The sequence below is a fragment of the Actinomadura physcomitrii genome (genome assembly GCF_008923205.2).
Lineage (GTDB): Bacteria > Actinomycetota > Actinomycetes > Streptosporangiales > Streptosporangiaceae > Spirillospora > Spirillospora physcomitrii.
Genome location: NZ_WBMS02000037.1, coordinates 54,864 through 78,356 on the forward strand (window position 1 = coordinate 54,864; position 23,493 = coordinate 78,356).

Annotated in this window: 21 protein-coding genes and 1 pseudogene; 13 read left to right on the plus strand and 9 right to left on the minus strand. The window is 71.6% G+C overall.

What is annotated here, in order from left to right:
* Positions 1 to 1,137: an IS630 family transposase gene (locus tag F8568_RS34600; RefSeq protein WP_151597878.1), complete on the minus strand. Its 1,137-nt coding sequence runs from the start codon at positions 1,135 to 1,137 to the stop codon at positions 1 to 3.
* Between the two features lie 413 nt (positions 1,138 to 1,550).
* On the opposite strand from F8568_RS34600, the pseudogene F8568_RS51485 reads away from it, so the two are divergent.
* Positions 1,551 to 1,775: pseudogene (locus F8568_RS51485) on the plus strand (IS701 family transposase); the annotation flags it as partial.
* 578 nt (positions 1,776 to 2,353) lie between these two features.
* On the opposite strand, the gene F8568_RS34610 reads toward F8568_RS51485, so the two are convergent.
* From F8568_RS34610 to F8568_RS34635, 6 genes are all read right to left on the minus strand, one after another.
* Positions 2,354 to 4,252: a TolB family protein gene (locus F8568_RS34610; RefSeq protein ID WP_202125689.1), complete on the minus strand. Its 1,899-nt coding sequence runs from the start codon at positions 4,250 to 4,252 to the stop codon at positions 2,354 to 2,356.
* Between the two features lie 168 nt (positions 4,253 to 4,420).
* A complete protein-coding gene (locus tag F8568_RS34615; protein WP_151597880.1) occupies positions 4,421 to 5,068 on the minus strand; it encodes a TetR/AcrR family transcriptional regulator in 648 nt (215 codons plus the stop codon).
* 218 nt (positions 5,069 to 5,286) lie between these two features.
* Positions 5,287 to 6,579: an ABC transporter substrate-binding protein gene (locus F8568_RS34620; protein WP_151597881.1), complete on the minus strand. Its 1,293-nt coding sequence runs from the start codon at positions 6,577 to 6,579 to the stop codon at positions 5,287 to 5,289.
* On the minus strand, positions 6,576 to 7,337 hold the full coding sequence (locus tag F8568_RS34625) for an ABC transporter ATP-binding protein (RefSeq protein WP_151597882.1): 762 nt from the start codon (positions 7,335 to 7,337) through the stop codon (positions 6,576 to 6,578). The genes F8568_RS34620 and F8568_RS34625 overlap by 4 nt, the downstream gene beginning before the upstream one ends.
* Positions 7,334 to 8,110, minus strand: coding sequence for an ABC transporter ATP-binding protein (locus F8568_RS34630; RefSeq protein ID WP_151597883.1), 777 nt, complete (start codon positions 8,108 to 8,110; stop codon positions 7,334 to 7,336). Before F8568_RS34630 ends, F8568_RS34625 begins: the two co-directional genes overlap by 4 nt.
* Positions 8,107 to 10,110 carry an ABC transporter permease gene (locus F8568_RS34635; protein ID WP_151597884.1) on the minus strand — a complete coding sequence of 668 codons (2,004 nt, stop codon included), beginning with the start codon at positions 10,108 to 10,110 and terminating at the stop codon, positions 8,107 to 8,109. Before F8568_RS34635 ends, F8568_RS34630 begins: the two co-directional genes overlap by 4 nt.
* A gap of 224 nt (positions 10,111 to 10,334) precedes the next feature.
* Here F8568_RS34635 and F8568_RS34640 point away from each other — a divergent pair, with 224 nt between their 5' ends.
* The 7 genes from F8568_RS34640 to F8568_RS34670 all read left to right on the plus strand — a co-directional run bounded on the left by F8568_RS34640 (position 10,335) and on the right by F8568_RS34670 (position 16,765).
* Positions 10,335 to 11,015, plus strand: coding sequence for a TetR/AcrR family transcriptional regulator (locus F8568_RS34640; RefSeq protein ID WP_160573875.1), 681 nt, complete (start codon positions 10,335 to 10,337; stop codon positions 11,013 to 11,015).
* A 143-nt stretch (positions 11,016 to 11,158) separates the two neighbouring features.
* Positions 11,159 to 11,662, plus strand: a complete 504-nt coding sequence (locus tag F8568_RS34645) for a flavin reductase family protein (RefSeq protein WP_151597886.1) — start codon at positions 11,159 to 11,161, stop codon at positions 11,660 to 11,662.
* The gene (locus F8568_RS34650) at positions 11,659 to 12,282 is read left to right on the plus strand and encodes an NAD(P)-dependent oxidoreductase (RefSeq protein ID WP_151597887.1); all 624 of its coding nucleotides are present in this window, start codon (positions 11,659 to 11,661) and stop codon (positions 12,280 to 12,282) included. The genes F8568_RS34645 and F8568_RS34650 overlap by 4 nt, the downstream gene beginning before the upstream one ends.
* Before the next feature lie 59 nt (positions 12,283 to 12,341).
* Positions 12,342 to 13,484 (plus strand): LLM class flavin-dependent oxidoreductase, encoded by a 1,143-nt coding sequence (locus tag F8568_RS34655; protein ID WP_151597888.1) that lies wholly within the window; start codon positions 12,342 to 12,344, stop codon positions 13,482 to 13,484.
* Complete coding sequence (locus F8568_RS34660; RefSeq protein WP_151597889.1) at positions 13,481 to 14,482, plus strand: amidohydrolase family protein; 1,002 nt, start codon at positions 13,481 to 13,483, stop codon at positions 14,480 to 14,482. Before F8568_RS34655 ends, F8568_RS34660 begins: the two co-directional genes overlap by 4 nt.
* A gap of 123 nt (positions 14,483 to 14,605) precedes the next feature.
* Positions 14,606 to 15,484: an MBL fold metallo-hydrolase gene (locus tag F8568_RS34665; protein ID WP_151597917.1), complete on the plus strand. Its 879-nt coding sequence runs from the start codon at positions 14,606 to 14,608 to the stop codon at positions 15,482 to 15,484.
* 570 nt (positions 15,485 to 16,054) lie between these two features.
* On the plus strand, positions 16,055 to 16,765 hold the full coding sequence (locus F8568_RS34670) for an O-methyltransferase (RefSeq protein ID WP_151597890.1): 711 nt from the start codon (positions 16,055 to 16,057) through the stop codon (positions 16,763 to 16,765).
* Positions 16,766 to 16,861: 96 nt separating this feature from the next.
* On the opposite strand, the gene F8568_RS34675 is transcribed toward F8568_RS34670, so the two are convergent.
* Positions 16,862 to 17,029, minus strand: coding sequence for a hypothetical protein (locus F8568_RS34675; protein ID WP_160573876.1), 168 nt, complete (start codon positions 17,027 to 17,029; stop codon positions 16,862 to 16,864).
* Positions 17,030 to 17,252: 223 nt separating this feature from the next.
* Between F8568_RS34675 and F8568_RS34680 the strand changes: the two genes are divergently transcribed.
* A complete protein-coding gene (locus F8568_RS34680; protein WP_151597891.1) occupies positions 17,253 to 18,017 on the plus strand; it encodes a CPBP family intramembrane glutamic endopeptidase in 765 nt (254 codons plus the stop codon).
* Between the two features lie 13 nt (positions 18,018 to 18,030).
* Here F8568_RS34680 and F8568_RS34685 read toward each other — a convergent pair whose 3' ends face one another.
* Positions 18,031 to 18,999 (minus strand): YbgA family protein, encoded by a 969-nt coding sequence (locus F8568_RS34685; RefSeq protein ID WP_328601157.1) that lies wholly within the window; start codon positions 18,997 to 18,999, stop codon positions 18,031 to 18,033.
* Positions 19,000 to 19,114: 115 nt separating this feature from the next.
* On the opposite strand from F8568_RS34685, the gene F8568_RS34690 reads away from it, so the two are divergent.
* The 4 genes from F8568_RS34690 to F8568_RS34705 all read left to right on the plus strand — a co-directional run bounded on the left by F8568_RS34690 (position 19,115) and on the right by F8568_RS34705 (position 23,490).
* On the plus strand, positions 19,115 to 19,936 hold the full coding sequence (locus tag F8568_RS34690) for a carotenoid biosynthesis protein (RefSeq protein WP_236009792.1): 822 nt from the start codon (positions 19,115 to 19,117) through the stop codon (positions 19,934 to 19,936).
* A 182-nt stretch (positions 19,937 to 20,118) separates the two neighbouring features.
* On the plus strand, positions 20,119 to 21,588 hold the full coding sequence (locus tag F8568_RS34695) for a phytoene desaturase family protein (protein WP_151597893.1): 1,470 nt from the start codon (positions 20,119 to 20,121) through the stop codon (positions 21,586 to 21,588).
* A complete protein-coding gene (locus tag F8568_RS34700) occupies positions 21,585 to 22,496 on the plus strand; it encodes a phytoene/squalene synthase family protein (RefSeq protein ID WP_151597894.1) in 912 nt (303 codons plus the stop codon). The genes F8568_RS34695 and F8568_RS34700 overlap by 4 nt, the downstream gene beginning before the upstream one ends.
* 1 nt (position 22,497) lies before the next feature.
* Positions 22,498 to 23,490, plus strand: coding sequence for a phosphate acyltransferase (locus F8568_RS34705; protein ID WP_151597895.1), 993 nt, complete (start codon positions 22,498 to 22,500; stop codon positions 23,488 to 23,490).
* Positions 23,491 to 23,493: the final 3 nt, after the last annotated feature.

Consider the following 23,493-nt stretch of genomic DNA (forward strand, 5'->3'; position numbering starts at 1 on the left):
TCAGGCAACGTTCGCCCTGTTGACTACGCGGCGGAGGTCGGGATCGGTGGTGTGCCGATTGCGCCAGGCGATGTAGCGGCGGATCATGCTGCCCTGCTCGCGGTGGCTGGTGTGGTCGGTGCCGTCGAGGGTGAAGTAGCGCAGCGCGGTGAACTGAGCCTCGATGCGGTTCAGCCATGATGAATTGGTCGGGGTATAGGCGATCTCGACGTTGTTGGCCACCGCCCACTGGCCGACGCTTTTGTCGGTCTTTGTGGTCAGATGCGGGCTGTAGTTGTCACATATGATCGCAATCCGCACCTGGGGCGGGTAGAGCGAGCGCAGGTAGCGGCAGAACTCCAGGAACTGGGCGCGTTTCTTGCGTTTCTTGATGTGCCCGTACATCTTGTCGGTACCCAGGTCCAGGGCGGCGAACAGGTGCCGCACGCCGTGGGTACGGCGGTAGGTGGCGCGTCGCCGGGGCCTGGACTGCCGGTCGGGGGCGGTGTTGTGCTTACCGCCCTGGTCGGTCCATTGCCGCCCCGGGTGGGGCTGGATGTTCAGCGGCCCGAATTCGTCCATGCAGAAGACCACTTCGGGTTCGCCGGACTCCGGGCGGACCTCGCCGTCGGCGATGGCGTACAGGTGCTCGACGCGAACCTTCTTGGCCCCGTAGTCGGGGTCTCGCGAGGCTTTCCAGGTCTTCATCCGTTGAAACGAGACGTTCTCGGCACGCAGCAGGGCACGCAGGCCCTCGTGGGAGATGTCGTCGACCACCCCCTCGGCGACCAGGAAGTCGGCCAGCTTGGTCAGGCTCCAGGTCGAGAACGGCAGCCCGTGCTCGACCGGCTTGGACTTGGCGATCTTCTTGATCTCACGGCGCTGCGGCAGGGTGAACGTCGGCGGCCGGCCGCCTTTGTACTTGGGGTACAGCGAGTCGAACCCGTCGGCGTTGAAGTTGTGGATCACGTCCCGGACTCGATCCTGGCTGGTGAACGCCACCTGCGCGATCTTGGCGACGTCCATGCCCTGGGCCGATAGCAGGATCATCTGTGCTCGCCGCCAGGTCACCACCGACCCGGTACCGCGGCGGATGATCCGCAGCAGCCGTTGCCCCTCATCGTTGTCGAGTTCCCGCACCCGCACCCGCTCAGCCATGACTGAAGTCTGAAGCGGCCACGCCCTCGAGTCCGGGAAGACGACAGGCGTGTCACGCACTCAAGACAGGGCGAACGTTGCCTGCTGCGGCACTAGTACGGCAGCCGCACTTTGCAGTCTGAGCTGGGCGGATGCGTCGCGGGGGTGAGGCGAGGGGCCGGGCGGTTGATGTGATCTTGTGATCGGAACGCCGGACATGAAGACGGCTGCTCTGTGATCAAGTCTGTGTGAAGAGAGCAAGATCCAGAACAGCCGCTGCGCTCATCGTAGAGGCTGAGCGGGCCATGGCGGGCCTGCATGAGGTGATGGAAGCGGTCCGGGGCTGCTTCGCCCGGATCGAGCCGTGGGTCCAGGCCCGCGAGTACGTCCGTGCGGTCTCCTCCGACCTGCCTGAACGCAACGGGTGGACGACACCGACCGGCCCACACGACACACCACCCGCCGAGCCCGGGCACACACCGCTCACCGTCGCAGCGCTCAAAACCCTGGTCAACGCCCTCCACCCCCGCCACCACAGCATCGAGCACACCATCCACTGGCAGAACTGGCGAGACCGCCACCGAGCCAGAGCCCGCTGGCACCACCAACGAACCCGCCTCCGCCGACCACCCCAGCACGCATACCCCCAGCTCACCTAATGAAATGCGGCTGCCGTACCAGGGCTGAGGCGACGGTCCAGGAGGGGCGGAGCCGACCTCCCTCCGCGCAGCGAAGATCACTGTACTTCGTCGAGGTCGATACGCCACAAGAGCGAACGAAATGCTGGGCGCGGGTACGAACCGCAGATCTCCCGCTTGTACGGAAAAAGGGACAAAGCGCGTTCGGAAGGCGAAGACCGACGTCATCTTCGACCCGGAAGCCCTCGGACCGACTGGCCCGCGTCTCGGCCGCAGACCGCGTGACGCGCGGTTATATTCACCCGTTGTTCGCTCGGATGTCGCCCATGTTCCGCCGACGGCGTCCGAGCGGCGCACGGTTCAGCCGGGGTCAGGTGTCCGGCCCGCTACAGATGCTCCGTTCTGACAGCGGTGTTCGCGGACGACGTCCGGCACGGGCGCCAGCCCCTGTTGGACGCCAACGTCGCGCATGCCCTCGCCGAAGCCGGCGGCTGCGCCGTCACGGCGGTCGGCGGCCGGCACCCGCGCACGTTCCCGCAGGCCCGCCCTCCCAGCCGTGGGGAGGGCGGGCCTTCCGGAGCCGATCGTCTCGGCTGCGGTCAGGTTCCGTTGGCCGGCTGGTGATAGGTGCGGCCTTTGATGGTGGTGGTGAGCGTTCCGGTGGCTTGGAAGATGTTGGTGAGGACGTCGATGGTGAGGTGGAATCCGTCGGGGCCGGTCTTCTTGGTGCCGTGGTCGCGTCCGGTCTGGACAAGGTCGGAGTACCAGTCGAGTTTGTTGAGGGTGGGGCTGGGGTTGGTGGCGGTGACCCTTTCGGTGCCGTTGAGGATGCGGGCGCCGTCGTCGGAGTAGTTCCGGTAGGCGACCGAGACGGTGCTGATCGCGGTGTGGTCGGCGTTCTCGGTGATGGTCACCGCCGCGGAACCGGACCGCTTGCCGACCAGGGTGTAGTGCCCTTGCGGGGGGTACGGGCGGGCCGGGATGGCGCTGCCCGGAACGTAGGGCGTCCCCCACGGGACGGTGTCGGAGGCGACGGCGACGTGCCGGGGCTTGCGGGGCTTGCGGCTGGTGAGGTGGGCGATCATCATGCGCGCGGTGCGTCCGCCGGGTTCGGTGGAGGTCTCGCAGGGCAGCGGGTTGGCGCCGCCGCAGGCGGGCGGGACGGCGAGGGCTTGCCAGTAGACGATGCTGGTCCCGTCGGGCGACCAGCGGGGGTCGGCCATGCCGTTCCAGTTTGGGTCGTTGATCGCGCCGGGTCCGCCGTTCCCTGCGGCGTTGATCCGCTGGCCCTGGTAGGCGCCGCGGTCGCCGTACCGGTCGATGAGATAGGGCTGGAAGAAGCGCCGCTCCCCGTTGTTGCGGGTGGACGACACGGCGCTGGTGGTGATCAGGTCCGTGACGGGCGGGACGGCGCGCATCGCGGCGAGGAACATCTGCCGGTTCGAGCCGCGGGTGTCCATGGCAACGGTCCAGCCGTCGTCGGGTGAGATGGCGATCGGGTCGGTGTACTCGGGGTTGCTGGTGAGGCGGCGGACCTTGCCGGTCCTCAGGTTCGCGGCGAAGACGTCGATGTTGGACGACTCGTCGGGGTAGCCGACATAGGAGACCTCGTCCCCGGTGCCCGAGAAGCCGCGCAGTTCACCGACCGAGACGGCCTGCGGGTTGATCCTCAGGCGGCCGGGGTGGCGCGGGTCGACGGTGACGGGCTGCTTGCCGGGGTCGGGGTCGAACAGGCGGGTCACCTTGACCAGGTCGTAGCGGGGCGCCAGCGGTGTTCCCGTCTTCGGCGCGGGGTCGAACTTCAGTCGCGCGAAGTAGCCGTACTGGTTGAACTTGCCATTGGTGACAGTGGCGGCGTTGAACCCCAGGTGCACGTTGTCGGGGTGCAGCCGCAGCTCGCGGATGCCGCCGCCCGCGCCGGATCCGTCGGCGGCGACGTTCCAGCGGATCGGATAGATGTGGACGCGGTTCGGAGTGCAGGCGGAACTGGTGAGCCGGTACGGGCCGCAGTCGATGATGTTGGTGCCGGCCAGCGCGCGCCTGCCGTCCTTGAACGCCTGCGGATAGTCCATCGCCGAACTGCGGCCGACCGCGTTGGCGTCGGGGACGCCGCAGGTGACGCATTTCCAGGCGTCGCCGTTCGGGAAGGTGCGCCCGTCGGTCTTGACGATGATGAGCTGCTCGCCTGTGTAGGCGGCGGCGGGGTCGGGCGCGGCGGGGGCGCCGGTGAAGCCGACCGTGGCGAGGACGTGGTGCCCGTCGGGCAGGAAGTCTCCCGACTGCAGGTCGGTCGCCTTGCCGATGCACCCGGTGCGGTGCGGGTTGATCGCCGGAGTGCACGAGCCCGCCGAGGCGGACGGTGCGACGGGCGGGAGCGGCAGCTCCTCGATCTTGATCGGTTCGGGCTTGGGCGCCGGTGGGACGGCCCGGCCGGGAGCCGCCGTCGCCGCCGCGCCGCCGATCGCCATGGCACCGGCGGCGAGAACGGCCAGGAGCATTCGCGACACGGTGCTGCGTCGAACGGTTCTCATTGAGTACGGCCTCCAAAGAGGATGGGTGGCAAGTAATACTTGCGAAAAACAAGAACTCCATTCTCAGTAGAGATGGGTGCTCCCAGAGCCACGGCCAGGCCGTGCCCCAGGGAGGCAGGAGGGGTCAGCCGGAGGTCATGCCTCCGTGGTGGAGCGGTTCGAGGGCGAGGACCGGTCGGCCGGCGCGGCCGGACCGTCGAGCAGAAGGTGCAGGGCGTGTTCCAGTGCCTTGCCGATGTCGAGCCGCGGGTTCAGCAGCCACTGCACCTGCAGCCCGTACAGCACGGCGTGAAAGATCATCGCCGCCGTGTCGGGGTCGTCGTCCCCGTCCGGCGGGTCGGACGGCCGGCGCTCGCTCATCATCTGCGCGGTGCGGGCGCGCGCCCGTTCGTAGCGGTCGACGAAATAGGCGTGGGCGGGGTGATCGGGCCGCGAGGCCGCGACGGTGAGCTCCGCCCACAGGCGCATCAGTTCGGGTGCCCGTTGATGCTCCTTGAGCAGCTCGCCGAGGTACTCTCCGACGGCCTCGGCGTCCGGAACCTCCGCCGAGCCGCGCTCCCATTCCTCGGCGTCGCGCTGGGCGAGCACGGCGGCGAGCAACTCGTCCTTCGTGCGGAAATGATGCAGCAGGCCGGTGTGGGTGATGCCCGCCCGCTCGGCGATGTCGCGCAGCGACGACTGGGCGAAACCGCGCTCGGCGAAGCTGTCGCGCGCGGCACGGACGATGTCGGCGCGCCGGGCGGCCGTCTTGGCGTACGGGCCGCGCGACTTCGCTGGACTCACACCGCACTCCCTCGCGCACCCGGGTCAATACCGACCAGATGTTAACTTTTCAGTGATGCAGTGTCCAGCCCCCGTGACCGCCCAGGCGTCCCGCACCCTCGGGACCTCGCCGATCCACGTGCAGGCAGGTGCCGGGCCGATGAGATCGGCGTGGGTCGGCCGGCCGAGGCCGGAGTTTCGGAGCCACGGCCGGCCGGGGCCGGAGGTCGGTTCGCGGGTCAGGGGCGGATCGCCGGGGGTCGCACCCATTGGCCGCCGGCGGTGTCGGTCCAGGTCCCGTGGCCCTTGTAGGCGTAGAAGCGGGAGCCGAACGAGCCGATGGCGGGCAGGGCCGGATTCTGGCCGAAGGCGATTTTCGGTTCCCCCATGAAGACCGGGCCGGTGAACTCTTTGAGTGCTTTGCCGACGGTGGCGGCGGTCAGGTCGTCCGCGCCCGCCTTGGTGAGGATCCGGCTGAGCACGAGCACCATCTGGAAGCCCGACACTCCGGCCGGTGATTCGTCCATTCGTGAGGCGACCTGCCGGAACCAGTCGTTGTAGGCGTCGACGTCGGCCTTGGCCTCGCCGGTGGCGGGTGCCTTCTCGTTGACGGTGGTCGACAGGTACGTCCATTCAGGAAAGTCGCCCAGCGCCTTTTTCACCGAGCCGCCCAGGCAGTCGTTGAAGGTGACGGTCTCGGCCCGCAGTTTCGTCTGCTTGAGCGCCTTGGCCAGAGCGATGCACTGGGGCTGGACGACCACCAGCGGCAGGAACAGGTCGGCTTTCTGTGCCCCGCTGGCGACGATGGACGGGACGAAGTCGGTGGTGGCCGGGTTGTAGGTGGCCTGGGTGACCTTGATACCGGCGGCTTCGAAGCCCTTCTTCATCGCGGCTGCGGCCTGGACGGCGACGGGCAGGCCGGCGGCGCTGAGCATCGCCACGGACTTGGCCTTGCGGTAGTCCTTGGCGTAGGTGACGAAGCCCGCCGCGCCGAACTGCCCGCCGGAGATGTAGTAGGTGTTGGGGGCGGTCGCGCCCGCCGGGGTGGGCTGGACGCCGAGCACGGGGAGTTTCCCGGCCAGGGTGGCGTGGAAGGATTGCGCCCCGGTGTCGGTGGCCGCCTGCATGACGGCGACGACGGACTTGTCGCCGAGGAACTGCTGGGCGCAGACCTGGCCCTGTTCCTCCTTGTCGGGGATAAAGCACGTCTTGAGCTTGATCGGGTGGCCGTCGATCCCGCCGAGCCGTTCGTTGACCAGCTTGACCGCGCCTTCCACGGCCACGGTGTACTGCGGGAACGCGTTGGCGCCGCCCTGGCTGTTGATGAAGCCGATGGTGATCGGGTCCTTGGTGGCGGCGCCGGGCTCGCCGCCGGTGTAGCGCGCCAGGGTGTCGACGGTCGTCTGGCTGACGGGGCCGGTGGGCGTCGCCGATCCTTCGGGCGCGGACGCGTCGCCGTCGTCGCCGCATCCGGCCAGTGCCGCGGCGAGCAGGACTCCCGCCGCAATGACGGACAATCCTCGCTTGTTCATGTGTCTCTCCTTGTGGAGTGCCGCTCTGCATCGGTCTGGCGAGGGGCGGATGGTTCCGGGGCGGCGCCGAGGTAGCTGCCGACCAGGAGTTCGGGGTCGCGGCGCATGGCGTCGGCGGGCCCGTGGTTCACGACGCGTCCGTGGACGAGGACGTAGGCGCGGTCGGCCATCTCCAGTGCGAGGTGCGGGTTCTGCTCGACCAGCAGCACCCCGGCGCCGATGTCGGCGGCGTACCGCCGGACGACCGGCAGCAGCCGCTGCACGATGGCGGGGGCCAGCCCGAGGCTGAGTTCGTCGATGAGCAGCAGGCGGGGGCGGCGGGCGAGGGCGAGGGCCAGCGCGAGCATCTGCTGCTCGCCGCCCGACAGCAGCCCGGCGCGGCGCTCCCACAGCGGGACGAGCGCGGGGAAGTGCTCGCGGGCGCGTTCGGTGTCGAGGCGCTGTCCGCGGCGTCCGAGCCGGAAGTGCTCGCCGGTGGTCAGCCCGGAGAACACGCCGTGCCCTTCCAGCGCGTGCGAGATGCCGGCGCGGGCCAGGCGGTGTGGGGCGGTTCCGCGGGTGTCCCGGTCGTCGAGACCGACCCGTCCGCCCATCGGCCGGATGAATCCGGAGATGGTGCGCAGCGTGGTGGTCTTCCCTGCTCCGTTGGGGCCGAGCAGGGCGACCGTTTCGCCGGTCTCGACGGTCAGGTCGAGGTCGCGGATCGCGGGGGCGCCGTCGTAGCCGGCGGTGACCCGTTCCAGCCGAAGCAGCGTCATGACCTGGCCTCCTGCTGGTCGTCGGGGGTCGCGGCGGCGCCGCCCAGGTAGGCGGCGACCACGCGCGGGTCGCGGCGTACGTCGTCCGGGGCGCCGGAGGCGATGACCTCTCCGAACTCCAGGACGACCACGCTGTCGCAGGCCGACAGCACCAGGTCCATGTCGTGGTCGACCAGCAGCACACCCGTCCCGGTGCCGGCCACCGAGCGGAGCCGTTCACCCAGTTCCCGGCTCTCCCCGGCGTCCAGCCCGGCGGCCGGTTCGTCCAGGCAGAGCACGTGCGGACGGGACGCCACGGCGCGGGCGACGCCGACGAGCTTGCGGGTTCCGTGGCTGAGTTCGTCGGGCATGGTGCCGGCGTGTTCGCGCAGCCCGAGCAGGTCGAGGGCCTCCTCGGCGGCGGCCGGATCGGGCGCGGACCGGCCCAGGAACTCGGTGATCGCCTGCCGCCATGACCGGTGGCCGGCGGCGACCAGCAGGTTCTCCCGGACGGTGAGGTCGCCGAACAGCTCGCCCGCCTGCCAGGTGCGGGCCAGGCCGCGGCGGGCGCGGACGTCGGGCCGCAGGCCGGTCAGATCGTCCCCGCCCAGCCGCACCCGCCCGGTGGCGGAGGCGAAGCCGGTGAGGGCGTCGATGCAGGTGGTCTTGCCCGCGCCGTTCGGGCCGATCAGGCCGACCAGGGTGCCCGGCTCGACGGTGAGGTCGACCCCGGACAGGGCCCGCACCCCGCCGTACCGGACGGTGAGCCCGGCGGCGGTCAGCGTCGCGCTCATCGGGCCGCCCCCGTCGCACCGGCCGGGCGGTCCGCGCGGTGCCCGCGAAGCCGCGCTTCCAGGCGCCCGGTGCGTGCGCGGAGGTCGGCGGCGATCCCGCCGGGCTGGTAGGCGATGGTGAGGACGAGCGCGATGCCGCCCAGCAGCAGTTGCCACTGCGCCGGGACGCCCACCCATGCGTCGAGGACGTGGCTGAGGAGCCCGCCGGTCACGCCCAGCCCGGCGATCACCGCTCCGCCGACGGTGGTGATCCCGCCGACGTAGGCGAAGGCGATGAACGCCAGCGCGAGCACGAGGTCGAAGCGTCCGGAGCTGACCGTGCCGAAGTCGTAGGCGTACATCGCGCCGCCGAGACCGGCGATCGCCGAGGAGATCGCGAACGCGGCGAGTTTGACGTTGCGGACGTTGACGCCCGCCGCCGCGGCGGCCCGCTCGTTGGACCGCACGGCCAGCATCCGCCGGCCGAGCGGGTCTCGCCGCAGGCGCGCCACCAGCAGCGCGACGGCGATGAGCACGGCGGCGCAGCCGAGCCCGAACAGGGGGCTCGGGACGCTGTCCCGGTTGACCGGGAACGGCGCGCTGGGCCCGAGGTCGATGCCGAGCAGCCGCGGCTCGGGGACCCGGAGGTCGGTGGTGCCCGCTCCCCAGACCGGGTTCTGGAACCCGAACGTCTGCAGGGCCACGGCCCCGGCGATGGTGACCATCGCCAGGTTGACCCCGCGTACGCGCAGCGCCGAGAAGGCCACCAGCACGCCCAGGACCGTGGCCGCCAGGATGCCGGCGAGCGGCCCGAGCGGAAAGCCGATGCCGGCCTGCCCCGCCAGCCGGGACACCACGAACCCGGACACGCCCGCCAGCGCGACCTGGATCAGCGACAGCTGGCCGACGAACCCGGTGATGACCACCAGCGACAGGCACAGCACCATGGCGATCAGCGAGTTGGTGAGCGCCTGCCGGGTGCCGAACGGCAGCGTCAGGAACAGCACGGCCAGGACGACCGCGGCGACCAGCGCCATCCGGCCGGGCCTGCGGGGAGCCACGGCGGCCGGCAGCCTCCGCTCGGCGACCGCGCCGCGCTGCGGCAGCGCGGCGCCCCGCCACAGCACGGCCCCGACGATGACCAGGAAGAACAGCAGGTCGGCGAGGCCCGGAACCGGCTGCCCGCCGGAGGTCGGGAACCAGGTCTGGGCTTGCAGGCCGACCAGCATCGACTGCACGACGCCCATCACCAGGCCGGCGGCCGCGGCGACGCCGAAGGAGGTGAAGCGGCCCAGCAGCGCCGCGCCCAGCGCCGGGACGACGGCCAGCGGGATGGTCATCGGGTCCAGTTGGGTCTGCGCGGCCGCCAGGATGCCGAGCGCGCCGGCCACCACGCAGGCGGCGACCGTGTTGGCCATCGAGAGCCGGTCGGCCGACAGCCCGTTGGCCATCGCCAGCGTCTCGTTCTCGGCGGCGGCGCGGGTGGCCAGCCCGAACCGGCTGTACCGGTAGAGCAGCGACAGCGCCACCGCGGCGAGCACCACCACCCCGGCGAGGAGGAACCGGTCGGTCGGCACGGCGGCGCCGAAGATCTCGACGACGGCGCCGGGTCCGGCGGGGAAGACCTCGGGCGCGGCCTGGCCGTCGCTCCCGTAGCGCAGCACGATCAGCGACTGGATGATCACCAGGACGCCCAGCGAGGCCAGCAGCCGCGCCAGCGGGGCGGCGGCGCGCAGCGGACGCAGCGCCACCGCGTCGATCAGCACACCGGCCAGCGCGCACACCAGCAGCGCGACGACCAGCGCGGGCAGGGTGCGCCAAGGCCCGCCCAAGGGGAGGCCGAACAGGGCTCCCTCCGCCTTGAGACCGTAGAAGGCGTAGGCGCCGAGCACCGCCACGGCTCCGGTGCCGAGGTTGATCGTGCCCGATCCCCGATGGGTCAGGACGAGCGCCAGGGCCAGGCCGGCGATCAGCGCGCCCTGACCGAGCCCGAGCAGGGCGAACAGCAGGTACTGGCTCATCGCCGAGAGCCTTCGGAGCTGGGTCCGGCGGCGGCCGCCGCGGGTCCGGCGAGGAATTGGATCATGCGTTTTCTCCCGGCGAGCGAGGAACGACGACGTGCGACAGGCGGCCCGCGGTGCGCCGTGATGGGGACCACACCTGGCGTGGACGCAACATACTGACCCGTCAGTCGGTTGTAAATACCGGACCCTCCGCCCGCACGGCCGCCGGTACCATCCCGGATGTGAATCAACCAACTCGCGAGTCGGCCGGTCGGCCGGACGACACCTCCGCCAAGCCCGCCCGCAAGCCCCGCAACCGCTCCTGGCGGCAGGTCGAGGAGAGCGCCGAGATCAAGGCGGGCATCGTCCGGGCGGCCACCGAGGTCTTCGCCGAGCGCGGTTACCAGCAGACGACGCTGTCCGAGATCGCCAGGCTTCGCGGCCTGTCCCGCTCCGGCGTGCTGCACCACTTCGCCTCCAAGGAGGCGCTTTTCCAGGCCGTCCTGGACGAGTTGCAGACGGAGGCGGGACGCAGGTTCGCGCCGGTCAACGAGGCCGGCCCGCTCCTGGACCACATCCGCGACCTGGCGGTGTTCCTCGGCACGTCCGAGGAGGTCCGGTTGTCGCTGCGGCTGGTCCACGTCCTGGAAGGCGAGGGCATCGCCGGAAACGAGGCGGCCCGCGCATTCGCCGAGCGCCGCGCCCAGGGCATCCGCGAGATGATCATTTCGCTTCTGGAGTCCGCCCGGCGGGGCGGCGAGATCGCCGCCGACACCGACCTGGACGCCGCGGCCGCGCTGATCTCCGGCACCATCAACGGCCTGCAGAAACTCTCGCTGATCGACGCATCGCTGGACGTCGGAGCCTCGTTCGAGCTGTTCGCGGACATGCTCGCCGCACGGCTCGCCGCACGGCGCGGCTGACCCCGCACCCGACCACCCGGCTCGGCCGCCGAGCCGGCTGGGGCGCCGGCGCGGCTATTGACTGACTGACGAGTCGGTCGGTACGTTCCTCGCACAGTGCCGCCGCGGACGAGACCGGTGGCCGCCCGAGCCGGGAGTCTCGGATGACCATGACGCAGTACGAACCAGTGACGGAGGACCGCTTCCGCCGCGTCCTGTCCCATTTCTGCACGGGCGTCGTCGTCGTGACCGGAGGGGGCGAGTCGGGACCGGCGGGATTCACCTGCCAGTCGTTCTCCGCCCTGTCGCTCGACCCGCCGCTGGTGCTGTTCACCGCGGGCCGCCGCTCGACGAGCTGGCCGCGGATCAGGCCGACCGGCCACTTCGCGGTCAACATCCTGGCCGCCGGGCAGAGCGCGCTCAGCACCGCCTTCGCCAGGAGCGACACCGACAAGTTCGCCGATGTCGCCTGGCGCCCCGGGACGGCCGGGCCGCTGCTGAACGGAGCCATCGCCCACATCGAATGCGCCGTCGAGGACGTCCACGAGGCGGGCGACCACCAGATCGTCATCGGCCGGGTGCTCGCGCTCAACGAAGGGCACGGCGGCGAACCGCTTCTCTACTTCCGCAGCGGCTACCGGTCGCTGCACCGGCAGGAGCCCGCATGAAGATCGTTCTTTTCGGCGCCACCGGCTCCATCGGCCAGGCCATCGCCGCTGAGCTGAGCGGGCGCGGCCACCGGGTCACCGGCGTGTCCCGGACGGCCGGCGGACCGGCCGGCGACCTGGCGAGCGCCCGCAGGGGCGACGCGGCGGACCCGGACTCGGTCGCGCGGCTGGCCGCGGGCCATGACGCGGTCGTCTCCGCGGTCGCGGCCGGCGACCCCGCCTCGCTCGCCGACGCCGCGTCCGGGCTGGTGCGCGGGCTGCGCCGGGCGGGCGTCCGGCGGCTGCTGGCCGTCGGCGGCGCGGGAACCCTGGAGACCGAACCGGGCGTCAGGCTCGTCGACACCCCCGGTTTCCCCGAGCCGTACAAGCCCGCCTCCTACGCCCAGGCGGCGGCACTCGCGGTGTTCCGCACGGTCGAGGACCTGGACTGGACGTACCTGTCCCCCGCGATCGTCATCAAGCCCGGCGAGCGCACCGGCCGCTACCGGCTGGGCGGCGACCGGGTCCTCACCGACTCCGCCGGCGCCAGCGCCATCTCCATCCCCGACTTCGCGCTCGCACTGGCCGACGAGCTCGAACGCCGAACCGCGATCCGCCGGCGCATCACCGTCGCCTACTGAGCGTCGCCCCGGAACCTCTCCGATACCTCACCGCGAGATCGCCGAACAGGAGCACAACGATGTATCTGTCCGTCTTCATGGGACCGTTCTCCAGGTCCGGTGCCGACGATCTGCCGCTGATCGACCTGTGCCTGCGGCAGGCCCAGGCGGCGGCCGCCGCCGGGTTCGCCATGGTCACCTTCGGCGAGCAGCATTTCAACAACTACGAGCCCTACTGCAACCCGTTCCTGATGGCGGCGCGGTTGTCGCCCGACCTCGGCGACGCCTACTTCGGCACCACGATCGTGCCGCTGCCGCTGCAGCAGACGCTCCGGCTGGCCGAGAACGCCAACATCATCGACCTGCTCACCCGGGGCCGGTTCATCATGGGGCTGTCGGCGGGCCGCGTCGGCTTCTCCCCCGACTTCCGCAACTTCGGCATCGACCCGGACAAGCGCCATGAGATCTTCGACGCCAAGTTCGACCTGCTGCTCCGCGCGCAGGAGCACCGGCCGGACGATCCGCCGCTGATCCCCGGCATCCCCGGAGACGCCGGGGAGCTGAACGGGCGGCTGATGCCGATCTCCTACCGCGCGGGCGGCCCGCTGCTGGCCATCGGCAGCAACACCGACGCCGTCATCGAGAAGGCGGGCACCCGCGGACGCCCCGTCTTCCTCGGCCCCTGCCTCCCGTCCGACGCGGCACGCAAGTTCGCCCTCCACCGGACCGCCATGACCGCCGCCGGCTTCGCCGACGAGCACGTCGCACTGCAGTCCACCCGATCGCTGGTCACCCGGCATGTCATCGTCGGCCGCAGCGAGGACGAGGCCTGGGACATGGCCGAGCGCATGGCCGGCGCCAACCCGATGATGGACCGGAGCGGTGACCCCCGCACGCTGCGCGAGATGGCGGCCATGGACCTGTCGGACCTGCCGGCCGGACCGGCGGCCATGGCCGACCCGCTCGTCCGCAACGCCGTGCACGTCCAGTCGTGGATCATCGCGGGCGACCCCGGCGGCGTCGCCGAGCAGATCCGCGAATACCCCGAACGCGGCATCCCGCACCTCAACGTCCGGTTCACCGTCGGCCCCTACGACCCCGACCTCTTCGACCGGTCATTCCAGTTGTTCGCCAAGGAGGTCATGCCCGGACTCGCCCCGCAGACCTTCGCAGCACCGGCCGGCGAGGAGATCCGCCCCGAGCACCGAGGAGAGGCCCGATGAGGATCGACGTCCACGCGCACTACTGGCCCGCCGCCTACATCGACCTGCTCGTCGAACTGGGCCGCGAGGACCTGAAGTTCGCCGGCCGCCAGCGCGACGACCTGGACGAGCGGGTCGCGCTACTGGACGAGACGGGGGTCGACCTGCAGATCCTGAGCGCGATCGGCCTCAACACCGAGGTCGAGGGCGCCGAGGCGTCCGCCCGCGCCGCCGCCTGCATCAACGACATCTACCACCAGGCCAAGCAGAAGCACCCGGGCCGCCTGCAGGCGTTCGGCAGCGTCCCGTTGCCCCACGTGGACGCCGCGATCGCCGAGACCGAACGGTGCCTGGGCGAACTCGGCTTCACCGGAATCGCGCTGCCCTGCTCGTTCTCCGGGAAGCCCATCGACCACCCCGACTTCGAACCGTTCTGGGCCAACCTCGCCCGCCACGACGCCGTCGTGTACGTCCACCCGGCCGGCACCGACTCCTCCCCCCATCCCGGGCTGGCCGACTGGGGCCTGCACACCGCGTTCGGCAGCCCCACGCAGATCGCCGTGGCACCCGTCCGGATCATGTACTCCGGTGTGAGCACCCGGCACCCCTCGCTGCGCTTCGTCTTCGCCATGTGCGCGGGCAACCTGCCGTTCCTGTGGCCGAGGCTGGAGCGCAACCTCCGCCGAGGACTGGAGCAGAGCGCGGTCAAGGCCGTCGGCAGCGGCTACTTCACATGGATGAACGACCTGCCCCTGGAACCCGGCGACCCCATGGCCGGCCTGCGCCGCTTCTGGTACGACGTGGCCATCCAGGACGTCCCGCTCGCACTGGCCGCCGCCAAGGAGACCTACGGCGCCGACCGGCTCCTGCTGGGCAGCGATGAGATCTTCGCGTCCCTCCCGGAGGCCATCGCCTACGTGCAGGACTCCCCCTACCTCACCGCCGAGGAGAAGACCGCCGTCCTCGACCGCAACGCCGCCCAGATGCTCGGCCTGACGGACACCACACCGACGACCTGAGCAACCGACCCGACTCCGTTCACGCGGCCGGGGCCGATCCGTGATCGGCCCCGGCCGGTCCGTCAGAGCGGGATGCCCAGGTGCGGGGTTCCGACGGGCATCGGAGGCGCCCACCGGGTGGTGATGACCGTCCCGTTCTGGCCGCTGACGAACACGTCGAGGCGGTCGGCGTCACGCCAGAGCGCGGCGACCTCCTTCCAGGGCTGCCAGCCGGTCGCCGGCCGTCTCGTCAGCGGGGCCGCTCGTCCGCTGGTGTTCGCTCGGCAGGTGTGCCACTGCCTGCTGCTCGAGACCGACGACGGCCTCGTCCTGGTCGACACGGGTTTCGGGCTCGGCGACACCGCTCGTCCGGAAAGGCTGAGCCGAACGTTCCGGTTCTACTCCCGGCCGGCGCTGGACCCCGACGAGACCGCGGCCCGCCACGTCGAACGGCTCGGCTACGCGGTCGGCGACGTGCGCCACATCGTGCTCACCCACCTGGACGTCGACCACGCGGGAGGACTCTTGGACTTCCCGAACGCCAAGGTCCACCTGTCGGCCGCCGAACTCGAGGCCGCCCGCCGTCCGCTCACCGCGCAGGAACGCTTCCGCTACCACGCCGCGCAATGGGCGCACGGCCCGGACTGGGTGCCGCACTCCACGGCAGGAGACACCTGGTTCGGGTTCTCGGCCGTCCGGGACCTGCCCGGGCTCCCGCCCTCGATCCTGCTCGTCCCGCTGGCCGGACACACCCGCGGGCACCTCGGCGTCGCCATCGACACCGGCCGCGAGGACGGATCACGACGCTGGCTCGTCCACGCCGGCGACGCCTACTTCAACCACCGCCATATGGAGCGCGAACCCTCCAGTCCGCCGTTCCTCACGGTGTTCCAATCGCTGCTGCAAGCGGACCGGACCACACGCGTGCACAACCTGAAGCGGCTCAACGAATTGGCCCTCAACAGCGAAGCCGACATCTTCTGCGCCCACGACGAGTTCGAACTCGACCGCGCCCAGGCCTAGCACCGATTCCGCGTTTCCGAGCGGCTCCTACCACCCGAGGACGCAGCGGCCCCCGCCGCACGCCGCGACGGGGGCCCGCGAGGGGCTACAAAACGCGGCGGAGAGCACGCCGCTAGCCCTTGGGAGTGGTGGACCCGAGATCAGCGGCCGTCCGACAGCCTTGTTGCCGTCTCAGATGATCGCGGTTGGCCTTGGCCGTGGCGGACGTCTCCGCGCTGGCCGGCGGGGCGGTATCCGCATCCGGGCACGGCTGGTCCAGCGCGTCACCCGCGCCGTACGCGCTGGACCCGGTCGGCCGCGTCCGGCGACGTCGGGCTCGACGGCGGCACTGCGAAGAGGCTGGGCCCGGCGCCGGGTGCGCGACTGGAGGCCTCGCGTCACTCCCGACACACCAAAATTAGGGTAGGCAAACCTAACTTTTCCCGGTGACTTCTGGTTACTATCGGACCCCATCGAAGACTCCGCGAGTCCGGCCGCCGCGCGGGGGCGGCATCGGCATGCGTACGGACGCGTGCCGATGGCGTGGAGTCTCGAGTTCCTGACCCGACCCGAAAGGCCGGTGAGGCGAAAGTGACGAACAAGCTAGCCCCAACGCCCCTGGATTCGCGGGCATCGGCCGTCGTCGAGCGCCTGCATGCGCGAAGCAGACGGCAGACCCGCAGAGCGCTGGCCCCGCTGCTCGTCCACTCGGTCAAAAGCCGGATACGCACGGGCACATGGGACCCGACGCAGAACGCCGACACCAAGGCCTGGCTCGCCGACAAGCTGGTCGCGCTCGATCCGCACAAGGCGGAGCTGTGCTACCTGTTGTGCCGCTCACTGGGTGCCCGCCGGGTCGTCGAGGCGGGAACGTCCTTCGGGGTGTCCACGATCTATCTCGCCTCGGCGATCCGCGACAACGTCGCCGGCGGCCCGGGCGACGGCCTGGTCATCGGCACGGAGCACGAGCCGGGCAAGGCGGCGGCAGCCCGGCGCAACCTGGACGACGCGGGAGTCGGAGAGTACGCCGAGATACGCGAAGGGGACCTGCGGGACACGCTCAAGGATCTCGACGCCCCGGTGGACTTCATGCTGGTCGACATCTGGATTCCCCTTGCGCTGCCGGCGCTGGAACTGGTCGTTCCGAAATTGCGCCCCGGCGCTATCGTCATGTGCGACAACGTCGTCAGCGGGCACAAGCAGTACGCTTCCTACCTTGAATATGTCCGCTCTCCCACTGGACCCTTCACGTCCGTGACGCTCCCTGGGCACGGCGGCGTAGAGCTGTCGATGAAGAAGTGACGAAAATCCGCACCGACGGCCGCGGTCGGGTCCGTATAGCGGGGCACCCACCCTCCTTGCGCAGGTAGAGCGTTGCGGTCTGCTGCGAGGGGCGCGTCACCCGGACCCGGGCTTGATGTCGGAGGTCTTCAGCGGACGCTCGCGGCGGGAGCCGCGGTCGGTCGTTGACGCCCCGGCATCGACCGCGCTCCATTTCTCCTCGGCGCCGTCCATGCGGAGGAAGGCCGCGATGTCGCGGGCGCCCGCGCGCCAGTCGATGACCATTCCCGCACGCCTCGTATGCCGTGGTCGGCCGGTTCCATGACGGCACGTCGGTGTTGCGGTCGACCAGGTAGGCGGGGGCATCGCTGATCGAGGCCGGCGACCGCCAGTCCGAGGCCATGGGGTCAACCCCCGAATGTCGACGGGGGGTGGCCGGATTTTTTTTTGAATCGCTCATCGACGACGCTCTGTCCGTCACCCCGGACAACACCAGGCAGAGGTCGCGATGGACGTTGACACGCTGATCGGCGGTGCGTTCGCCGTCGTGCTCGGAGGCGGCGCGGCCACGGCCCTTTTCGCCCGCTGGAAACGCGGCGCGCCTTTAGGGCTGGGTATCCGGAACGGATGCGCTCGCGAGATCGCCGGCGGCCTGGTCATCGGCGGAGCCGCAATGGGAGCAACGGTCGCCGCGATACTCGTCTGCACCGACTCGCACCTTCAGGACGTCCGGCTGGACGCATCGCGCCTGGGATACGCGACCACCGTGCTCGTCGCCGCCGCGGTCGGCGAAGAAGTGGTGTACCGCGCGCTGATGCTCAACAGCCTGGCCAGGCTCACCCGCCGCCCGCTGATCGGCCTCGCGCTCTCCGCCGCGATCTTCGGCGTGGTGCACCTGACCGGCAGCCCGAACGCCACCGCCATCTCCGTCCTCAGCAACTCCATGGGCGGGCTCATGTACGGCGTGGCCTATCTGCGGACCGGACGGATCTGGCTGCCCGTCGGCATCCATTTCGCTTGGAATTACCTCCAGGGCACCGTCATAGGCTTTCCCATCAGCGACGAGACCGCCTACAGCGGCGCGCTCGTCCACCCGGCGATCCAAGGCCCCACGTGGCTGACCGGAGGCGGTTACGGTCCGGAGGGCAGTGTCTTCTCGCTCCTTTTCCGGACCGCCGTCATCGCCGCGGTCCTGGCGTTTTACCAGCAGAGCAGCGATGAGTCCCGTGAAGAACCGCAGCCGATCGAACGCTTGCGTCCGTCCGAGGGTTGAAGAGCGGTCTCGGTCAGAGGTTGTGGCGGAGGAGGAGGTCGTCGGGGAAGGGGGCCAGGTAGGTCTGCTCGGCTATGTAGGCGAGATGTTCGCCTTGGGCGTGGTGGCGCAGCAGGGCGATGGGGACGCTCAATGGCGCCTGCCCGTTCCGGTAGGACTCGATCGCGGTGAGGATGTCGTGGCGGCGCGCGGGATCGAGGTCGTCGGTGAGGTAGCCGAAGATGTGCTGGAGGGCGTTGGTGTGGCGGCCGCGTCCTGCGCGGACGGCGAGGGTGGCGGTGAACGCGTGGCGGTAGTCGCGTTCCAGCTCGTCCGGCGGGCGCTCGCCCGCGCGGGCGACGATGCGTCCGGTCTCCCGGTATCCGTCGGGGGCGTGGGCGAGGAGCTGGTACTTGTGCCGGCTGTGGAAGGCGACCAGGTCGCGTGGGCGCCAGTCGCCGGCGAAGAGCTCCCGCAGCCGGGCCTGGGCGAAGACCTGCTCGATGAAATGCTCGCGCAGCACGGGATCGTTGAGCCGGCCGTCCTCCTCGGCGGGCAGGTCGGGGTAGGCGTCCAGGAGCAGCGCGGCGAACACCCCGCGGCCCTTGCGGTCGACCGGCTGCCCGTCGGTGCGCTCGTCCGGCTCCCCGGCGGCGTACCGGGGCAGGTTGGACAGGCCGCAGCTGGGAGAGCGGGACTTCAGGACGTATCCGTCGATGCCGTCCAGGTCGGGGAGCCGGCGCTCGGCCAGGGCGGTCATGGCCGCGGTGTGGTCGGACGCGCCGTCCTTGGTGACGATGTGCCCGTCGGTCCGCAGCCGCATCGCGGGCCGGGGCGCCGCGAGCCCGATCTCCATCTCCGGGCAGACCGGCACCCAGTCGACGTGCCGTGACAGCATGTCGGTGAGGAACCGGCTCCGGCTGTGGCCGCCGTTGTAGCGGACGGGCGCGCCGAGCAGGCAGCTGGACACCGCCAGCCGGGGCCGGGGGTGCCTGGTCGGTATGGTCACGCGAAATGAGATGCCCCCGATGCGCTGGGACAATCGCTCGACGGGGCCCCGCCGGGCCGGGCGGTCACCGGCACCGTTCATCCAGGTCACGCTGGGTAAGCACGCTCGTATGAAGCGGGGACGGGGCGGGGCCGAGTCGATGGTGCGGCTCGAGGATCGGACGGTGCGGGAAGGCGCGCGGCGCAGAGCGGACGGGTACGCGGTCGCCGGAGCCGGTTTCCTGGCGTCCATGGTGGCCGCGCAGGTGGCGTCCGGGGTCGGCGCGGAGCCGGTGCGCTGGATCAACCCGGTGGTGGGTGCGCTCGCGGCGGCGGCCGGTTGCTTCGCCGCGTCGCGGCGGGGCTCCGCGCGGGCGGCCGGCGCGGTGGCGACCGCGATGGCGCTGGGGCACACCGCGGAACGGATCGGAGTGCGGACCGGGCTGCCGTTCGGGCGGTACACCTACACACCGGTGCTGCGACCGCAGGTGGGCGGTGTCCCCGTGACGGTCGCGGTGGCGTGGTCCGGGATGGGGCTGGCGGCGCACGCGGTCGCGGCCGTTCTGGTTCCGGGCCGGCGGCCGGTGCGCCGGGCGGCGGTCGGAGCGCTGGCGCTGACCGCGTGGGACGCGTTCCTGGACCCGCAGATGCTCCGGCACGACCTGTGGAGATGGGCGCGCCGCGGCGCCTACCGGGGGGTGCCGGCGAGCAACTTCGCCGGCTGGCTGGGCGTGTCCGCGCTGCTCATGGCCGTGACCGAGGCGTGGGTCGGCGGGCCGGACGCCCCGGCGGGGCTCGTGGCGACGTACGGGCTCATGGCGGTGATGGAGACGCTGGCGTTCGCGGTGGTGTTCGAGCCGAGGGATCCCGTCGTGGCGGTGGCGGGCGGGGTGGCGATGGGCGCGTTCGCGGTGCCCGCCGCGGTGCTGACCGGGCGGCGACGGACGAGCTGAACGGGCGCTGGGAGCGGCGGCCATCGGGACGGTGCATGGCGGGCAAAATTCGCTTCAGGCGTGCGTGTGCAGGTCAGAGGGGGGGTACGGGCGGACAATCAAGGAGGGGACATGATCGGCGCACTGCACATGACGGGCATTGAGCGCGACTTCGTGTCCACGGTGCGCCGTGGCGGGCGCTGATGGCGCAGAGCGGTCCGGTCGTCGTCATCGGGGCGGGTCTGGCCGGGTTGTCGGCGGCGATCCACCTCGCCGCCGGAGGCCGCGAGGTCGTGGTGGTCGAGGTCCGGGACGAACCGGGCGGATGCTGCGGAACGGCGCACGCGGGACGCTACCGGTTCGACACGGGCCCTTCGGTGCTGACCATGCCGCAGGTACTGGCGGAGACGTTCGGCGCGGCGGGCGAGGACATGGAGAACCTCCTGCCGCTCCGGCGCCTCGATCCGTTCTACCGGCTGTCCTTCCACGACGGCTCGCGGCTGGACGTGGTGGCGGGCGCGGAGCGGATGGCCGAGAACGTCCGCGAGCTGTGCGGGCCGGACGAGGCGGCCCGCTACCTGCGGTTCCGGCGGCGGCTCGCAGCGATGTTCGAGGCCGAATGGCCGGCGTTCATCGACGCGGACATGACCCGGCTGCGGAGCATGGCCCGTCCCGTCGCGCTGCTCAGGCTCGCGGCGGCGGGCGGTTTCCGGCGGCTGGACCGGTTCGTGGCAAGCCAGTTGACCGACGAACGGCTCATCAGGGCGCACACGTTCCAGTCGCTGTACGTCGGGCTCCCTCCCGGCAAGGCGCTGGCGGTGTACGCGGTCGTCGCGTACATGGACACCATCGGCGGGGTGTACTTCCCGGCGGCGGGCGGCATGCACGCCGTCCCGCAGGCCCTCGCCGCCGTGGCCGAGAAGGCGGGCGCCGTGCTGAGGTACGGCGTGCGCGCCGAGCGGGTCGAGACGGACGCGTCCGGGGTGGCGGCAGTGCGGCTGGAGGGCGGCGAACGGCTCGCCGCCGGGTCGGTCGTGGTCGCGTGCGACCTGGCGCGGGCCCGCCGCGGGCTGCTGCCGGACGCGGCGGGCGACTGGCGGCTGCACCGCCCCCGGTATTCGCCGTCCTGCCTGGTGATGCACTTCGGGCTCGACGGCCGGCCGCCCGGCCGCGCGCACCACACGCTGCACTTCGGCCGGGAGTGGGCCGGAACCTTCTCCGCCCTGGCCGCCGGACGCCCGCAACCCGACCCGAGCCTCCTGGTCACCTGCCCCGAGCCGGACGCCGCCGCGGCGCCGCCCGGCCACGGCACGCTGAGCGTCCTGGAACCCGCACCGAACACCGCGAGCGGAGCCGACTGGGACCGTCTCGCGCCGCGGCTGGAGCAGCGCCTGCTCGCCCGCCTGTCCGACCTCGGGTACGGCGACCTGTCCGGCGCCCCGAGGCGGACGTTCGATCCGCGCGACTGGGCCCGCCTCGGCCATTCGGCGGGCACGCCCTTCGCGCTCGACCACCGGTTCTCCCAGACGGCCTGGTTCCGGCCCGCCGGCCGCAGCCGCCGCGTCCCCGGCCTGCACTTCGCAGGGATGTACACCGCGCCCGGTGTGGGCGTCCCACCGGCTCTGATCTCCGGACGGCTCGCCGCCGCCCGCATCCTGGAAGGCCGCCGATGACGCTGACCGCGAGCTATGAGCACTGCCGCCGGCTCAACGCCCGGCACGGCCGCTCATTCTACCTGGCCACGATACTGCTGCCGGCGTGGAAGCGCCGCCACGTGCACGCGCTGTACGGGTTCACCCGCCATGTGGACGACATCGTCGACGCGCGCGGCGGGACGGCCGCCGACGCCGGTGACCGGGCGCGCGCGCTCGACGAGGTGACCGGGCGGCTGAGCGCGAGCCTGGCGGGCGAGACGATCGAGGACCCGGTGCTGCCCGCCTTCGTGCACACCGTCCGGTCCTTCGGCATCGAGCGCGCCGATCTCGACGCCTTCCTGCGGTCCATGCGCGCCGACCTCACCGTCACCCGGTACGGCACCTACGACGACCTGCTCGTCTACATGGAGGGTTCGGGTGCCGCGATCGGGCTGATGATGCTTCCCGTCCTGGAGACGGTGCCCGGTGCCGGGCGGCGGGCCCGCGAGGCGGCCCGCGAGCTGGGACGGGCGTTCCAGCTGACGAACTTCCTGCGGGACGTCGCCGAGGACCTGGCCCGTGGCCGCGTCTACCTGCCGCAGGAGGACCTCGCCAAGTTCGGGGTCACCGAGGACGACCTCCATCGCGGCGTCCCGGCACGAGCCCTGCGCGACCTGGTCGCCTTCGAGTCGGGCCGCGCCCGCGACCACTACCGCCGCGCCCTCGCCGGCGTGGAGCTGCTCGCGCCGTCCTCCCGTCCCTGCATCCGCGCAGCGTACGAGCTGTACAGCGGCATCCTGGACGAGATCGCCGCGGCCGGGCACGACGTGCTGACCGCGCGGGCGCGGGTGCCGCGCCGCCGCCGGGCCGCGATCTTCGCTCGGCACATGCTGGCCGCCTCCGCCGCCGGCCGCGCCGAACGGCGGCGGCCGGTCGAGGCGGTCTGAGATGGCCGGGACGGCGCGTCCGGTGGTGCTGGACGCGATGAGCGGCGACCACGGACCGGCCGAGACGGTGCCGGGGGCTCTGGCGGCGCGCCGCGAGCACGGCGTTCCGGTCGTCCTCGTCGGCCGGGCGGACGACCTGCACCGCGAACTGCGGCGGCACGGCGGGACCGGGGAGGTGGAGGTCGAGCACGCCGGCGAGGTCGTGCCGATGGCCGAGCGCGGCGCGCGGGCCGCCGCCCGGCCGGAGTCGAGCCTCGCGGTCGGGTGCGCGCTCGCCCGCCGGCGAGGTGCCGCGTTCGTCTCGGCCGGGTCCACCGGAGCCGTGGTGACGTGCGCGGTCCGCGCGTTCGGACGGCGGGAGGGGGTGCTGCGCCCGGCGCTGGCGGTGGCGCTGCCCACGCCGTCCGGTTCCACCGTGCTGGTCGACGCGGGCGGGACCGCCGATCCGACCCCGAAGATGCTCAGGCAGTTCGCTCTGCTCGGCGCCGCGTACGCACGGAATGTCCTCGGCGTGCCCGATCCGTCGGTGGGCCTGCTGTCGATCGGTGCCGAGCCGGGGAAGGGCAACCGGCTCGCCCGGGAGGCCGCCGCGCTGCTGCCGGGCCTGCCCGCCCGCTTCCACGGCAACGTCGAAGGGCACGACGTGCTCGCCGGAACGGTCGACGTGGTCGTGACGGACGGCTTCACCGGCAACGTCGTGCTGAAGAACATCGAGGGCTGCGTCCGGACGGTCTTGGGAATGGTCGCCGAAGCCGGTATCGCCCCGCCCGACCGGCTCGCGGAGGTCGCACGCCTCTACACCGCGGACACGCACGGCGGTGCCGCCCTGCTGGGGCTCGCAGGCACGGTCGTCGTGGGCCACGGCTCGTCGCGATCGACCGCCATCGCGCGCGCCTGCGTGGTCGCGTCAGAGCTGGCCGCCGGGGGCGGGCCCGTGCCCGTGGACGGCCGCTCCTCCCCGAGAACGGCCGCTCCCGTGGGACCGGTCGCGTGAGGC

Excerpts from the sequence above, each read along its gene's own strand:
- F8568_RS34645 (WP_151597886.1), top strand. The coding sequence starts at position 11,159 with ATGACCATGACGCAGTACGAACCAGTGACGGAGGACCGCTTCCGCCGC.
- F8568_RS34600 (WP_151597878.1), bottom strand. The coding sequence starts at position 1,137 with ATGGCTGAGCGGGTGCGGGTGCGGGAACTCGACAACGATGAGGGGCAA.
- F8568_RS34680 (WP_151597891.1), top strand. The coding sequence starts at position 17,253 with ATGGACGTTGACACGCTGATCGGCGGTGCGTTCGCCGTCGTGCTCGGA.
- F8568_RS34700 (WP_151597894.1), top strand. The coding sequence starts at position 21,585 with ATGACGCTGACCGCGAGCTATGAGCACTGCCGCCGGCTCAACGCCCGG.
- F8568_RS34635 (WP_151597884.1), bottom strand. The coding sequence starts at position 10,110 with ATGAGCCAGTACCTGCTGTTCGCCCTGCTCGGGCTCGGTCAGGGCGCG.
- F8568_RS34610 (WP_202125689.1), bottom strand. The coding sequence starts at position 4,252 with ATGCTCCTGGCCGTTCTCGCCGCCGGTGCCATGGCGATCGGCGGCGCG.
- F8568_RS34690 (WP_236009792.1), top strand. The coding sequence starts at position 19,115 with ATGAAGCGGGGACGGGGCGGGGCCGAGTCGATGGTGCGGCTCGAGGAT.
- F8568_RS34650 (WP_151597887.1), top strand. The coding sequence starts at position 11,659 with ATGAAGATCGTTCTTTTCGGCGCCACCGGCTCCATCGGCCAGGCCATC.
- F8568_RS34620 (WP_151597881.1), bottom strand. The coding sequence starts at position 6,579 with ATGAACAAGCGAGGATTGTCCGTCATTGCGGCGGGAGTCCTGCTCGCC.
- F8568_RS34665 (WP_151597917.1), top strand. The coding sequence starts at position 14,606 with ATGACCGTCCCGTTCTGGCCGCTGACGAACACGTCGAGGCGGTCGGCG.
- F8568_RS34675 (WP_160573876.1), bottom strand. The coding sequence starts at position 17,029 with ATGGTCATCGACTGGCGCGCGGGCGCCCGCGACATCGCGGCCTTCCTC.
- F8568_RS34695 (WP_151597893.1), top strand. The coding sequence starts at position 20,119 with ATGGCGCAGAGCGGTCCGGTCGTCGTCATCGGGGCGGGTCTGGCCGGG.
- F8568_RS34705 (WP_151597895.1), top strand. The coding sequence starts at position 22,498 with ATGGCCGGGACGGCGCGTCCGGTGGTGCTGGACGCGATGAGCGGCGAC.
- F8568_RS34625 (WP_151597882.1), bottom strand. The coding sequence starts at position 7,337 with ATGACGCTGCTTCGGCTGGAACGGGTCACCGCCGGCTACGACGGCGCC.
- F8568_RS34630 (WP_151597883.1), bottom strand. The coding sequence starts at position 8,110 with ATGAGCGCGACGCTGACCGCCGCCGGGCTCACCGTCCGGTACGGCGGG.
- F8568_RS34660 (WP_151597889.1), top strand. The coding sequence starts at position 13,481 with ATGAGGATCGACGTCCACGCGCACTACTGGCCCGCCGCCTACATCGAC.
- F8568_RS34655 (WP_151597888.1), top strand. The coding sequence starts at position 12,342 with ATGTATCTGTCCGTCTTCATGGGACCGTTCTCCAGGTCCGGTGCCGAC.